This is a genomic window from Blautia sp. Marseille-P2398 (genome assembly GCF_964240315.1).
Taxonomy (GTDB): Bacteria; Bacillota; Clostridia; order Lachnospirales; family Lachnospiraceae; genus Blautia_A; species Blautia_A wexlerae.
Window position 1 is genome coordinate 1 of sequence record NZ_CAXSTD010000001.1, and the last position, 14,207, is coordinate 14,207.

Consider the following 14,207-nt stretch of genomic DNA (forward strand, 5'->3'; position numbering starts at 1 on the left):
GTATCTCCGAAAATAGAATTTAATCCCGCATAAAATCAAGGTGTGTTAGAATGTAGAATTTACTTTTTCATTCAAGCTCAAAAATATAGAATTTCTGCTTATCCTCTCCATCCATCAGGGCCGGGCACAAACGGGTACCTCGCCCGATCATCTGCCAGAATTTCGCCTTACTCATAACCTTTTTGAAAAATACCAGATTCAAAACTTCCGGCACATCAATTCCCGTATCCAGCATATCTACAGAGATTGCTATCTGAGGAAGCTTCTTTGAATCCGAAAACTCATCAATCGCACTCTGTGCATATTTCAGGCGATTATCAATCACCATGGCATATCCTGTCAGATGTGGATATTCTTTTCCGAACACCTCATATATTTTCTCTGCATGACGGTGATTTTTCGCAAAAATAATGGTCTTTCCAATCTTGTTTCCATAATCTATCTTTAATCCGTTCGTCATCAGGATATGTAAAACCTTCTTTATGGTATCCTCATTAAAAAGCCATTCATTTAATGCTGCTGAGCCAATACTGTCCGGCATTTCACCGTTTTCATCCTCAAAGGTATCCTCATAGGCTTCCTTATCTTCCGGAGATAATTCATCATATACTATTCCATGCTCTATAAATTTCAGTGTAGTCTCCACAGACATAAAGTCAACCAGATAACCATCCTTTACTGCCTGCGCAAGCTCATAGCCATAAGTAGGGACACCGTTCTCCAGTTCAAAGATTTCATAGGTATTTTTGTCAATTTCATCTTTTGGAGTAGCTGTCAGCCCAATCAGCGGAGCATCAAAATAATTAAAAATATCCCTGTATTTATTGTAAATGGAACGATGTGCTTCATCACAGATCACCAAATCAAAATGTCCGCAGGTAAACAATTTTCCCTCTTTGTCCTGAATCGTATCTATACAGTTTATCATGGTCTGATAAGTAGAAAAAACACAATGAGCTGCATAGTTATCTTTCTCTTCGCACAAATTTGTAACAGATAAATCCGGCAGCAAATTGACAAAGCTTCGCTTAGCTTGTGTTACCAGTGAATTACGATCTGCCAGGAAAAGAATATTTTTTACCCATCCCTGCTCTGACAATACCTTGCAAAGTGCAATAACTGTACGTGTCTTTCCCGAACCTGTAGCCATAACAAGGAGAGCTTTTCTGCGATTTCTGGTGTCAAAACTGTCACAGACTGCCTTAATCGCAGCCTCCTGATAATATCGTCCTGCTATGTTTTTGTCTATGGAAATCTGTCCCAAACCTGAGCGCATCTGTCTGAGATTAAACAATTTTTCCAGATCCCGTTTGGAATAAATTGCTGCAATTTTTCTCTCCGGATACTGGTTATCACAGATACGGACATCAAAACCATTGGTGAGAAATACTACCGGTCTTCTGCCTTGTTTCTGCTCAATCAGATCAGCATATAACTTCGCCTGCTGCCTGCCCTTTGCCACATCTGCACAGGTTCTCTTGGCTTCTATCACAGCCAGGATCTTACCATCATCACCAAGGAGAACATAATCTGCATATCCGACCTGTGACTTATTTGGCATACCCGGAATCCTGTATTCATTTATCCAGTTCTGTCCCTCAGTCCATCCTGCATCCTGCAGCATAGAATCAATGTAGATCTTTCGGGTTTCATATTCTGAAATATCCAGTGGTTTAGTCACGTATGTCTGCTGCTGTTCTTCACGACGGGCAGTCAGTTCTTCCCTCAGGGCAGCATTTTCCTTTAACAATTGTTCCAGTTTCAGATCAGTTTCTGACTGACCAGCCCGATCGCCGACCGGCTGACTAACTGACTGATCCGCTGTATGAGCAGAATTTTCCTGCAGTAATGTAGAATCATAATTGCTGACAGTGTAATGATCTGCGTAACAATAAGCAACAAAATCCAGAAAAATATATAGATTTTGCAGACACAATTCTGCCTGTTCCTTCTTTACTTTCTGACCGGTATGGGCTGCAAAATTACCTGTTTTGCGTATAAATTCCATACGTTTCAAAAGATCTGCATCTATAATATCCCTGAATTCATCTGTACTCATAAGACTGACCAGTCTGTCATCCCATGGCATGAAAAGAGCACTGTCCACAGAATACATCCATTTGACAGCAAATTCCATTGCCCGTCTGCAGTTAAGCACAGATGCCGCATAATCAAACTGAAAAATCCTTTCCGCAGAGATTGCTACATCTGCAAAATCTTTAAACTTTGGTTCATTTTTCAGGAAATCAAAATTAGTCATACTGACACCTCCCGAATCTTATGTTTTTTCACCCTGGGATACAGGGGAATTGTAGGGTTGAAATTTTATACAATTTAGATTTGTCGACTTGGTCAGCAAACAAATCAAATGATTTCTGAGAATTCATCGGAGGTATGTCCACCTCCAACTCTTTTAACTGAAAAATTTTAAATTCAGCAAAAGTTGATCCTGAACCTAACTTTGGATATTCTGCTTCGGTTCGCAACTTCATGTAAAATTGAAGATATCTTGAATCAAATACTGATCGTTCTGGAGAAATACACAGAACTCGGCCGTCTTTATAGTAAAATGGTTCATCCGTATCAACCATCCAAACTTGTCCTTTATTGCATATTGACGGTAAAAGTAAATCTCCACGCATAGGTTTTGAATCATCACTTGCAATCTTGCGATAATGTTCCATGCTAATTCTATAAGAATCTTCCGGCTGCTGCCCTGATGCCAAAACACCTATCTCCGTGCCTCTATAAAATGGAACTCCTTCAGCAACAAATTCTGTTGTAAATACTCGATGGCTGGATTTAACATCAGCTACTTCGCCTAGCTTGCAAGTTTTAAATTTATCTCCTGGCGTTGCTGGATTTCCAAACATCTCGACAAATCGGGCGTTCACAGCCTCATCTAAATACTGTAATATTAACTCATGTACTTTTGATGAGATGTTTTTACATTGTTCTGATTAACCATTGCATACTGCATAGTTGTGTCAATTTGTGAATGTCCAAGTATTTTTTGCACCTGTTCAATAGGCATTCCTTTATCAATAGCTCTGGTTGCCATAGTCCGTCTGAACTTATGCGGGTGTATTTTTTCCAAATCCAATTTTCTGCCTAACTGACGTAATCTTATTTCTACTCCACTGATTTTCAATCTGTCATATGGCGCATCTAGGGTCACAAATAATGCTTTATTTTCGTCTTTTCGACCTTCAATATATTCTTTCAGATGTACCTTTGCCTTGGCGTCAAAATATACCCTGCGTTCCTTATCACCTTTTCCATATACAATACACTCCCTGCCTTCCAAATCAATATCATCTATATTCAAATTAACCAGTTCTCCAACTCGGATTCCTGTGGAATACAGCAGATCAATAATGGCCAGATCCCTGATTTCCGTACAATGATCTCTCAGTTTCTCGATACTTTCATCGGAAATCGTATTCTTTACCACTGTCTTTGTTTTAATTTTATGTATCCTTCTCATTGGACTTTTCAGAATATAATCTTCTTCCTCAAGCCATGAAAAAAAGCTTGATATATTTCTTCGAATATTATCAATGGTAACATTAGAACAATTGCTGTTTTTCTGATAATCAGCCAGATATGTCCGTATCTCTTCGGTTGTAACTTTTCGCACAGAATTTCCCATTTGGGAAAGTAAATGCTCCACTGTTACCCGATAATACTGCAAGGTTCTTTCTGAACATCCTTCTATTTTCTTGGCATCCAGAAACATTTCCAGAAAATCTTTGTTTGGAATCTCTACTTTATCAGCTTCATTCTCTGCACATACTTTTAGCATTACTTCCTGAAGTTTTTTCATCTGTGCAATAGAAAGGTATTCTGACATCTCATTTAATATTTTTACAACTTTTTCTTCCATGCTGGTATACTCCCTCTTTATACCAGCATCCTTCAACCATTGTTTTTATAACATTTTATTTTCTCTGTAACTTTCATAAATATAAGATGGATTTTCATAGTAAACACTACTGTTATAATCATCTATTTTTTCGCTGATAAAGGAATTATAAACCTTGATCAGTGCATCAACTACCTCTATTTTCTCGCTGGCAGCTACCTGTTTTATCAAGCGTTTATATACTTTTCCAATATCCCAATGAGAGGGAATTGAATATTTGCATTCCTTGACATTATCGAACCTCCCTGTTGGTATGTGCGCCTCTGCAATAAAATCTTCACTAACCTGATCAATATTATCACAATGATACACATCTGCCAGATCATAGATTTTCTCCAGACGTTTCCTGCCTAATTGATTTACTACATCTGCACGAATATTTTTCGTTTTCCGCGAAATATAGTCAATCAGACTGCAAGTGTAAAACAGATCATTATCTTTCTTATCTTCCCGTCCGAGTCCTACCATTAAAGCACCTCACAATCTCTGTATTCAAGACATTTTAATGCATCCTTTGTACAAAATGCATTAGCCCATAAAGTATTTGCATTGCTGATAATATTCCTCAGCTTCTTTCTGCATTAATGAGACAAGCTTGTCTACTTTCTGCTCTTCTCTATATTGTTTAAGTCCATCAATATATTGACTTCGATTCTCATCCAATACAATAAATGGAAGAATATCCGGATTCTTTAGACTTTCCCGAAACATGATCATCCTTCCGGTTCTTCCATTTCCATCCTGGAAAGGATGAATTGCCTCATATTTGGCATGAAATTCCGCAAGGGTTCTCATATTTTTATTCTGTTCTCTATACCACTTTAGTAATTGGTTCATTTCCATCTCAACATCCTGTGGCAACGTTGTTCGATACATCCCTACCATATTTGGACGCTTTTTATAATCACCAATTGCATATCCATTCGCTCTGTCTTCGAATACTCCGGTCTTTAATTCATAATGCAGATGTTTGATTAGTTCCGGTGTCAACTCTTCATCAAGGGTATCAAGCATGTAATTGAACATAAGAAAATGGCCGTTCATTTCTTCAACATCTTTGGCTCTGTAATAGTCATCACTTTGCGGTAATGTTCCACTGTCAAAAAGAGAGGCTGTCTGTTCCGGAGTAAGTGTGCTTCCTTCAATTTTATTGGAATTATATGCCATGGCACGCTGTGTGTAAGCATATACACCAGATCTGTCAAAGCGTTTCCGTTCAATTATAAATCTCTCAACCAACCATTTTTTGTAATCCTGCACAAACTTCCCTCCTATCCGAAATATTCCTGCATTAACGAATCAAATAGCATCTGGGTTTTATCCAATGCTTTTTGAATTGCAACTTTAGATTTGTCGACTTGGTTGACGAAGTCTGCGAATTGTTTCTGAATCTCCATTGGTGGACGATACATCTTTATCTGCGCCATTGCACTAAGCACCAAATCTCTATTCGCAATCCCCTTAGTCAGCCTCTGAGATTGTTCAAAACAATAATCTCCATTCAGCATATTTTCAAAAAAAATTCCATTTAATTTAGACTTATCAAATTTTAACACTGCGACATGGACCCAGTTCGCAAATTCTTCATCAATATCTATCAATTTTGCGATTCCAGTTGTTCCACCTTTGCTATAAAGCATATCACCTTTTTCAGGATGACATTTCTTTATCGCATTAGCATAATCTTCATCAGAAATGTATCTTGCCGTAGAAAAATCTATGTAACCATTGACAATATTTCTAACGGAAATGAATGGATGTCCACCATTTTCTTTTCCAATATCAGGCAACGATTTATGAGGTCCATCTTTTATATAAAAGCATTCATCACCAATAGTTGTTTCGCTCCATCTCATCGGATTAGTTGCCGGATCACCAAACATCTCGACAAATCGGGCTTTAATGAGATCATCTAATGAAGACAATTCTCTTTTCCTTAGAGCAATAATTTCACTTACTTTTTCCAATGTCTCCACTGCTTTTTTTTGATAGACAATATCTGGAAGATTTATCTCAATGTTTGAAACAATTGACTTAGATAATTCCTTGAAGGTCGCACCCCGCCCAAGTGAATTAAGAAAAACCGTATTTCCCTTTAAGAACCAGTATAAATATTTATTATTTATTTTTTTAGAACAAATTAGATTCTTAAATCCTTGGTTACAATACATCTCACAGCCAGCTATAGCCACCTTACCAATAGGTGCTCTTGATGAAAGAATCACTGTTCCCTCTGGAAATGATTTTAATCCTGTTTTTTTAACTGCAAGTTCTGTAATCTTACGTACACTATCAGTAATAATATACGTATCATCATTTAATTCTGCAGGTGTTATCCATTTGATAGTCCCCTCCCAATACTCATCTATATTGGTTTTCGGGGTACTGCCTGATACAATTTCACAAATATCACCAAGCTTATATTTTTCCATCTCTACCATCCCTACAAACCTTAATTTAACCCCAGCAACTCTTCCAAAGCCTGCATTTCTTCGCCAATTTTCATCTCAATTTCATGCAGCTCTGTCATGATTTCCTGTGTTGATGGGTATTCTACTGGTACATATTCGATTTCTTTGTATTTGTTAATGCTCAGGTCATAGCCATTTTCTGCAATTTCTTCTTTTGGTACAAAGAAGCTCTGATCTGTGCGTTTACGGTCAGTCTCTTTATCCAGGTTTCTAAAACGCTCTATGATATCCGGAATGTCATTTTCTTTCGTTTCTGTTCTCTTATCATCAAGGCTAAAACCATCCGCTTTCATATCATAAAACCAGACTTTATCAGTTCCACCATGTCCGGTTTTGGTAAAAATCAAAATAGCTGTGGATACTCCTGCATATGGTTTAAACACGCCGGAGGGCATGGAAATCACTGCTTCCAGACGGTTTTCTTCTACCAGGGCTTTTCTTATGGCTTTATGGGCAGTTGAAGAACCAAACAGCACTCCGTCCGGTACAATACATGCACATCTCCCACCAATTTTCAGCATACGGATAAACAGTGCAAGAAACAGTAATTCTGTCTTCTTTGTTTTACATACTTTCAATAAATCTGCACTTACAATATCGTAATCCAGACTTCCCTTAAATGGCGGATTAGCCAGAATCAGACTGTATTTTTCCTTATCTGTATTCTGATCCGACAGACTGTCTCTGTACTCAATATATGGATTCTCCACACCATGGGTCATCATGTTCATTGCACCGATTCGAAGCATGGTTCTGTCCATATCATAACCATGGAACATGTGATTCATATAATGTTCCTTATTCTGTCTGTCAAAAAGAACCTCCTGCTTTTTTTTATCTCGCAGGTATTCACTTGCGGCAACCAGAAAACCAGACGTACCGCACGCCGGATCACAGATGATTTCATCTGCCTTAGGATCCATCATTTCCACCATCATTCGAATAATGTGCCTCGGTGTACGAAACTGACCATTTACACCTGCCGTAGCAAGTTTAGAAAGCAGGTATTCATATACATCGCCCCGGGTGTCTGCTGACTTAATCTGTTCCATCTGCTCATAAATGGCATCCATAGTCGTCACAATCTTATCCAGCATCAAAGGGGTCGGTACTTTAAAAATGGCATCTCCCATGTATTTGGAATAGGCACTTTCCTTATCTCCATGGAGATTTTTTATAAAAGGAAATACCCACTCCTGCATAGTGCTGTACATTTTTGCAGCAGGAAAATCATGAAAAGTACTCCATTTCAGCTGGCTTCCATCAATTTTCCGGTCTCCGATCTGTATTTCTCCGGCAAATATACTCTTATGTGGCAAACCAAGCATTGCCGCCTCTTTTGCATGGACATTGTCTGCATCATCCAGATCGCGGATAAACATCAGATATGTCATCTGTTCAATTACATCCAGTGGATTAGTCAGTCCTCCTGTCCAGAATATTTCCCATAAATTATCAATTTTACTTTTTAATTCTCCGGTAACCATATCATTCGTTCTCCCTGTTCCAGACATAGGAAGTATATCTTCCTCCGCCTATTTTTATTATCTGATTGTTCTTTAGTAATTCGTTCAACGTTCGCTGTATGGTTGTCTGACTGATTTCCGGACATTGAGCTGCAATTTCCGCTTTCGTAATCCTGCCATAGGAGCTTCTGATAATTTCTCCAATACGATCAGATTTTGAAATTGTTTTGTCCATAAGAATCTCCACCCTGTCCGCAAATTCCCGGTAGGCAGCAACCATAATCCCTAACATATATTTCACAAAAGGGACATAATCATTTCTGCCTTCATGCCATTCCCATGAGCTTTCCTGCAAAGCTTCATAATAATTCTCTTTTGTGTCTGATATCAGTCTTTCAGTACTAATATACTGACCGACATAATATTCCGACTTATACAAAATCAATAAAGTCAGGAGACGGCTCATTCTTCCGTTCCCATCATTAAATGGATGAATGCAAAGAAAATCCAGTATAAACATTGGAAGCAACAGCAGTATATCCATAAACTGCTTATTGACAGCATCCTTAAATGCATTGCATAAATCATTGACTGTTTCTGCTGTTTCCCATGCCGGAACCGGCTGAAATCTTACCCTTTTTGTTCCATCCGGAAGTTCTTCTGCGATTACATTATCCACAGACTTAAAATTCCCTCCGTATCCATTGACACTAAATTTATACAAATCTCTGTGCAGTTGCAGAATCATATTTGAACTGACAGGAATATATTCATAGTTTTCATGAATCGTTGCCAGAACATCCCTGTATCCGGCAATTTCTTTTTCACTCCTTGTCTTTGGCAATGTTTTCTCGCAGACAATTTTCTTCAACCGATCATCTGTTGTTATAATTCCCTCGATTCTGTTAGACGCTTCCGTACTTTGTATTCTGGCAATCTCCAGCAGTTCTGACAGTAATTCCTTTTGTACATTGTCTGCGGAATACCGGCCTCTATATTCATGAATCTGAGCAATATATGATACAATATCAGGAGTAAGCAATTTGCTGTATTCTTTCTCAAAATCAAAACTTCTCATCAATTATCCTCTCAGCGTGTAATGTCATTGTCTTGCTCCCATTTTATCATTAATTTAGTCATAGCGCAATTCAATTTAGTCATTTTGTGTACAAATGACTAAATTGAATTGCATATGGTGTAATTAAGATTTATCTATCTCACTCCCTCATAAATAAGCACCTTGTTCAGATTATTGCCCTATTATCCTGTTCAAAAATCCTTCGTCCGGATACTCTGGAATTTCAAAGAATATATCTATTTTTCCAGGTTCTGCAGAACGTTCTTCAAAGGCCGGGAAAATAAAGCCGCATTTTGGAGTTCCGGCATTGTAATCTTTATCTACCGGAGACACCACACAGATCAGGAAACTGTATATTTCTTCTGACTCCCACTGTTCACTATGGTCTGAGCCTTTCTTTGGGATATCATATATTCCATGATAAATATAAATTCCAAACTCCTGTCCCTGCAGACGGTTTATTTTATCCGAAGAATCTTTTGTATCACAGATTCCCTCTGCAAGCTGTTCACAGAGAGTCTGAACCAGAAGATCATCTTTTAATCCGTATTGTGATAATGCCATCAGCAGTTTGTGGATGCTGTCATATGCCATATCCCCTTCAGGGAATTTATAACACTTTAACTGTTCATTTGTTTTTGAAAAAGGAATGGTTTTCGCAAGATCCAGATTTACCTGCTGATCATGTTTGCTCATATTTTTGAAGCTTACATTGAAGGTATTATCTATGTATCCCTCATCATCTATATATGCTCCTGCTGCACGCACAAAGCAGTTTCTGGATAATGTCATTCTGCGGGTTAATTCCAGCATATCATTTCGGTTGATCTTTGTATCTTTTTTATTCATCAAAATGGTTCCATCCTCCAAAAATACCTTTATCGCTATGTCCTGTCTTATGCCCATTTTCATTATAATGATTCATATTTCCAAAACAATCGGGTCGGCTTTCACCTATTTTGTTTCCATTAGCATCATAATTTTCCATACTTCCAAGCCAGCCTGGACGACTTTCACCAGTCTTATTTCCATTGGCATCATAATTCTCCATGCTGCCAAGCCATCCTGGACGGCTCTCTCCTATAAAGTTTCCGTCCGCGTCATAATGCTTCATAGTTCCAAATAATCCGGGACGACTATAACCTTTTTTACTCATATATATATGTACCTCATTTCTATCAGAAATAAATTTTCAGCAAAGTCCGAAAAACAGGGATTGCATTAACAGATACTGATTCAGTTAAGATCTGGCAGATCAATCTTTATCTAATTCATCAATAATCCTCTTGTTCATAGAATCATAGGAATTCCAGTTTTCTTTTCTGGTGTTTATTTTTACCTGTTCACAGACGTATTTCAGAATCCAGAAAATATCATCAACGCTTTTTCCTGTGCGTTCTTTGATCCATTCAGGAGTAACAGATACTATGTTATGCGCTGCTACATTTCTCACATTCTGCTCTATATTTACCAGTTCCTGTATTCTCTGCACCATTAACGTATCTGTACATTTCTTCTGGATAATTTCCAGTAGATGAGCAGAATATACCGGCCCATATCTGAATGGATAAAATTTTTGATTTAAAATATCCAGTATTTCACCGACAAGTCTGTTTTTGTCCCAGATTCTTTGATTATTTCGCTTATAATATCTGGTAATGTCAATATCACATGACTGTTCCAATACTATTTCAAGCAAATCTACACCTAACGGAGTAATCGCCCTGATAAAGTCAGCATATTCTCCCCGTTTTACCTTTAAATCCAGAGCCAGCATATATTCAAACAGGACTTTCTTTTCATTTTCTCCGCGTACTGCAGTAATAATCCCATTATTTTCCGGCAAAACCCTGTTCATCCTTGTCCAGTCCAGAAGCGAACGGGCATCTGCAGTTTCCAGCCACTGATATGCAACAGGACTTAAATCTTCTTTTATTTCTTTTCCCACAGCTAAAGCAGCATGATAATCATAGGCAAGTAAATGCTTCTTTATCATATCAATTTTCAAAAGACGCATTAAATTCAGACATTTTACTTCCTGGCATCTGTTTTCTGCGGTTTCTTCATTGTCCATATTTAATTCCCAGTTGGCATCAACATCATACTCGTCCCGTTCTTCATGTTCTAAATTACTTTTCTTTTGTGGCGTTGAGACCTGAATTGGTAAAAATCTGTACTCAGACAGCGTTGCCATAACCAGCAATGCGCTCTTCATTGCAGGAGTTCCGGAAGCCATATTTACCAGCAGAATATCTTCCGAGTCCTTTTGTTCTTCTATTTCTGCAATAATCCGATGAAACTCATTATAAAATATATCATACTGCTGAACATCTATCATATCTGAGTTCTCAATAATGTGAATCTCAAATTTGTGATGCAGAAACTCTCCAAGCAGCTCCAGGGTTTTTACATAACGGTTGTCCTTTTTATGATTCTCCATCATTTCCTTAGACAGATAAAGATATACAACATCCGGCTGATAATATCTGCATATGTGTATCATAGAGCCATCATATAAATATTTAATAGGATCTGTATTTCCAATTGGTGAAAATAAATATTTCCTTGCCATTTTTCTCCTCCGTTTTATCTATACATTTTTTAGTTAGATCAGAACAATCTCTTCATCAAATTCTGGCACTTCACCCCATAAAGTTACCTTGCCTTTTCCTGTTATTTTATATATTCGGACATTGTCCTCTGTTTTGTCAATATATCTCGGAATTTCTTCTATCAGTTTGTTATATCTCTGTGTTGTCAGCATTGCCTCAAAAGCTGACTTCTGAACACGTTTTCCATAACCGGACAAAAGTTTGGCAAGTTTTACCCTCTTACGATTATCTACAATATCGTAAATAATCAAAACAAATTCCTTATCTGATTCCAATTCATCAGATATCTGGAAATAATAATCTTCATCATCGTATGATAATTGGCTCATAAAGGCTTGCGTCTCCCTCCTCAATTGCTTTCGCCAGATGTTCCATCTGAAGAAAAATACCACGACGAAAGCTTACCGCGTAGTCTACATATTTTAAATATCTGACTTCTGTCTGAAATTTCCTCTCCAATTTATTTAAATACAGCTTTAAGCCATCCTTTGTTATATAGCATCCCGGTTCATCCATATTAAAATAGAAGTGATCTTTCAGGATTTCATGTCCATTAATCATACTCATCGCCGTAGCATCCACGATAATTGCCCGCCATTCTTCTATCATATCGCTGGCAAGAGTAGGATGCTTTTCCGCATCCCTGTGTATAAAACCAAAATATGGATTTAAGCCTTTCATTTCTATCTTGCAATAGACCTCATTCATCAATATTGAATATCCAAGGCTTATCATAGAATTAAATTCATCTCTTGGCGGACGGCGGTTTCTTCCCTGAAAAGTAAAATTTTCATCTATGCAGGCTGACAATCCTTTGAAATAATACTTTGCAGCCTGCCCTTCAAAACCAATCATCTCTTCTATTCTATCACAGGTCAATACTTTGTTTCTGCAGATAGCTAACATTTTTTGTTCTTCTTCCAGATTTAAACCTTTACTTTTCTCATACCTGTGCAGCACTACGCTTTGATTTTTAATTTTTGCACTTAAAATTTTCATAGCAAGTTCTACAGCAAAACCCGTATCATAGAGTGCACATTGTTTTCTCTGACGTTCTACATTGACGTGACCTGTTGAGATTAATCTGCCAAAATATTTACCCCCTTTTGAAAAGTAACTTACAGGAATTCCTCTCTGCATACATTCTTCTGCACACTGTGTCGTCATCTGGGATTGCCCCATAATTGTAATTCCATCCAGCGATTCTATAGGAAGCATTCGTTTCGAACCATCTTTTTGTTTTACAGTACAGCAGTTACCTTCTATTCCTATTGTTGCACCACTGTCATTTACATATAAAAGACTCATGATATCACCTCTGTTTCTCTAGTAACAATCCACTTTATTGCCAAATGTAACTGTTTCTAAATTTGAATACGAATTTCCATCCCCTATCGGGGAGCTACATTTCTCAATTACTGAAAAAATGACACTGAACTATGTTGACGTAAAGTTTCCGTCCCCTATCGGGGAGCTACATTTCTCAATATGAATAATAATTTTGAATTTAAAGACTGGTCTGGTTTCCGTCCCCTATCGGGGAGCTACATTTCTCAATCTGAGGAGGCTGCGCTCAGATACAAACTGATCAAAGGTTTCCGTCCCCTATCGGGGAGCTACATTTCTCAATTGGGACATTTGTTTATTGGTGCAGAAATGGGTGGAGGTTTCCGTCCCCTATCGGGGAGCTACATTTCTCAATGAGGAACATCTCCGGCTCAGAGAGCGGCTATCATTAAGTTTCCGTCCCCTATCGGGGAGCTACATTTCTCAATCATTTCTTTTTTCTCCTTTCATTTCTCAGTTATGTGAGTGTTTCCGTCCCCTATCGGGGAGCTACATTTCTCAATCACGTAAACAGGTTTTAAAGAACGTTGAGACAATCGTTTCCGTCCCCTATCGGGGAGCTACATTTCTCAATTCTCTTAAGTAGTACCATGGATTTACCTTGCACTTGTTTCCGTCCCCTATCGGGGAGCTACATTTCTCAATTAAACCTCCTCTCACAACCAGCGACGCTGTTAAATGTTTCCGTCCCCTATCGGGGAGCTACATTTCTCAATGACAATAGTACCATTCAGGGATTGATGGATACCTCGTTTCCGTCCCCTATCGGGGAGCTACATTTCTCAATATAAGCTTAAAAGGAGGAATGTAAAAGGGCTTGCACATCGTTTCCGTCCCCTATCGGGGAGCTACATTTCTCAATAAAAAGACACAAGTTAAAAAGTGGAGGGAAAACATAGTTTCCGTCCCCTATCGGGGAGCTACATTTCTCAATGCGTTTATAACCCATATAGCAATTATGATGATGGTTTCCGTCCCCTATCGGGGAGCTACATTTCTCAATTGCGGAATGAATGCTACTATAATATATTATAACGGGTTTCCGTCCCCTATCGGGGAGCTACATTTCTCAATTGAATTTGGAATTATGGATGAATGGATTCGTTATGTTTCCGTCCCCTATCGGGGAGCTACATTTCTCAATATTAGCGCCTACGCTGTCAAGATTTGCAAGTATAGTTTCCGTCCCCTATCGGGGAGCTACATTTCTCAATTGAAAAATGCCTGATTGACGGTAAAGATGAAAATGGTTTCCGTCCCCTATCGGGGAGCTACATTTCTCAATTATTTTTCTGCACACATAAAGAG

Annotated in this window: 12 protein-coding genes, 1 pseudogene and 1 CRISPR repeat array (1 of these 14 running past the window's edge); all 13 genes and pseudogenes read right to left on the bottom strand. The window is 38.2% G+C overall.

The genetic code is table 11. The annotated features are described in order from the left end of the window. Positions 1-76: 76 nt before the first annotated feature. A pseudogene (locus ACESZG_RS00005) lies at positions 77-2,260 on the bottom strand (DEAD/DEAH box helicase family protein); the annotation flags it as partial. Positions 2,261-2,288: 28 nt separating this feature from the next. Then, complete coding sequence (locus ACESZG_RS00010; RefSeq protein WP_055057758.1) at positions 2,289-2,873, bottom strand: restriction endonuclease subunit S; 585 nt, start codon at positions 2,871-2,873, stop codon at positions 2,289-2,291. Between the two features lie 44 nt (positions 2,874-2,917). Further along, positions 2,918-3,886 (bottom strand): site-specific tyrosine recombinase/integron integrase, encoded by a 969-nt coding sequence (xerA, locus tag ACESZG_RS00015; protein ID WP_118613562.1) that lies wholly within the window; start codon positions 3,884-3,886, stop codon positions 2,918-2,920. 45 nt (positions 3,887-3,931) lie between these two features. Next, on the bottom strand, positions 3,932-4,393 hold the full coding sequence (locus ACESZG_RS00020) for a hypothetical protein (RefSeq protein ID WP_020993945.1): 462 nt from the start codon (positions 4,391-4,393) through the stop codon (positions 3,932-3,934). A 60-nt stretch (positions 4,394-4,453) separates the two neighbouring features. Next, positions 4,454-5,185 carry a Fic family protein gene (locus tag ACESZG_RS00025; protein ID WP_055058059.1) on the bottom strand — a complete coding sequence of 244 codons (732 nt, stop codon included), beginning with the start codon at positions 5,183-5,185 and terminating at the stop codon, positions 4,454-4,456. Positions 5,186-5,196: 11 nt separating this feature from the next. Then, complete coding sequence (locus tag ACESZG_RS00030) at positions 5,197-6,357, bottom strand: restriction endonuclease subunit S (RefSeq protein WP_161283217.1); 1,161 nt, start codon at positions 6,355-6,357, stop codon at positions 5,197-5,199. A gap of 20 nt (positions 6,358-6,377) precedes the next feature. Then, a complete protein-coding gene (locus ACESZG_RS00035) occupies positions 6,378-7,883 on the bottom strand; it encodes a class I SAM-dependent DNA methyltransferase (protein ID WP_173679527.1) in 1,506 nt (501 codons plus the stop codon). Between the two features lies 1 nt (position 7,884). Continuing rightward, positions 7,885-8,940 (bottom strand): Fic family protein, encoded by a 1,056-nt coding sequence (locus ACESZG_RS00040; RefSeq protein WP_373217313.1) that lies wholly within the window; start codon positions 8,938-8,940, stop codon positions 7,885-7,887. Between the two features lie 171 nt (positions 8,941-9,111). Further along, entirely contained in the window at positions 9,112-9,789 is a 678-nt protein-coding gene (locus tag ACESZG_RS00045) for a DUF4317 family protein (protein ID WP_173679528.1), read from the bottom strand. After that, positions 9,782-10,096, bottom strand: coding sequence for a hypothetical protein (locus ACESZG_RS00050; RefSeq protein ID WP_227193990.1), 315 nt, complete (start codon positions 10,094-10,096; stop codon positions 9,782-9,784). The genes ACESZG_RS00045 and ACESZG_RS00050 overlap by 8 nt, the downstream gene beginning before the upstream one ends. 99 nt (positions 10,097-10,195) lie before the next feature. Further along, a complete protein-coding gene (locus ACESZG_RS00055; RefSeq protein WP_046438339.1) occupies positions 10,196-11,512 on the bottom strand; it encodes a hypothetical protein in 1,317 nt (438 codons plus the stop codon). Positions 11,513-11,545: 33 nt separating this feature from the next. Then, positions 11,546-11,881 carry a CRISPR-associated endonuclease Cas2 gene (cas2, locus tag ACESZG_RS00060; RefSeq protein ID WP_173679518.1) on the bottom strand — a complete coding sequence of 112 codons (336 nt, stop codon included), beginning with the start codon at positions 11,879-11,881 and terminating at the stop codon, positions 11,546-11,548. Then, positions 11,859-12,860 (bottom strand): CRISPR-associated endonuclease Cas1, encoded by a 1,002-nt coding sequence (gene cas1, locus ACESZG_RS00065; RefSeq protein WP_173679519.1) that lies wholly within the window; start codon positions 12,858-12,860, stop codon positions 11,859-11,861. The genes cas2 and cas1 overlap by 23 nt, the downstream gene beginning before the upstream one ends. A gap of 72 nt (positions 12,861-12,932) precedes the next feature. Next, positions 12,933-14,207: direct repeats of the CRISPR family, unit length 36 nt; unit sequence GTTTCCGTCCCCTATCGGGGAGCTACATTTCTCAAT; it runs 326 nt beyond the window's last position.

Coding starts and splice junctions, on each gene's coding strand:
- ACESZG_RS00035 (WP_173679527.1), bottom strand. CDS start 7,883: ATGGTTACCGGAGAATTAAAAAGTAAAATTGATAATTTATGGGAAATA.
- ACESZG_RS00020 (WP_020993945.1), bottom strand. CDS start 4,393: ATGGTAGGACTCGGACGGGAAGATAAGAAAGATAATGATCTGTTTTAC.
- ACESZG_RS00010 (WP_055057758.1), bottom strand. CDS start 2,873: ATGTTTGGAAATCCAGCAACGCCAGGAGATAAATTTAAAACTTGCAAG.
- cas2 (WP_173679518.1), bottom strand. CDS start 11,881: ATGAGCCAATTATCATACGATGATGAAGATTATTATTTCCAGATATCT.
- ACESZG_RS00045 (WP_173679528.1), bottom strand. CDS start 9,789: ATGAATAAAAAAGATACAAAGATCAACCGAAATGATATGCTGGAATTA.
- ACESZG_RS00030 (WP_161283217.1), bottom strand. CDS start 6,357: ATGGAAAAATATAAGCTTGGTGATATTTGTGAAATTGTATCAGGCAGT.
- ACESZG_RS00040 (WP_373217313.1), bottom strand. CDS start 8,940: ATGAGAAGTTTTGATTTTGAGAAAGAATACAGCAAATTGCTTACTCCT.
- ACESZG_RS00050 (WP_227193990.1), bottom strand. CDS start 10,096: ATGAGTAAAAAAGGTTATAGTCGTCCCGGATTATTTGGAACTATGAAG.
- ACESZG_RS00055 (WP_046438339.1), bottom strand. CDS start 11,512: ATGGCAAGGAAATATTTATTTTCACCAATTGGAAATACAGATCCTATT.
- cas1 (WP_173679519.1), bottom strand. CDS start 12,860: ATGAGTCTTTTATATGTAAATGACAGTGGTGCAACAATAGGAATAGAA.
- xerA (WP_118613562.1), bottom strand. CDS start 3,886: ATGGAAGAAAAAGTTGTAAAAATATTAAATGAGATGTCAGAATACCTT.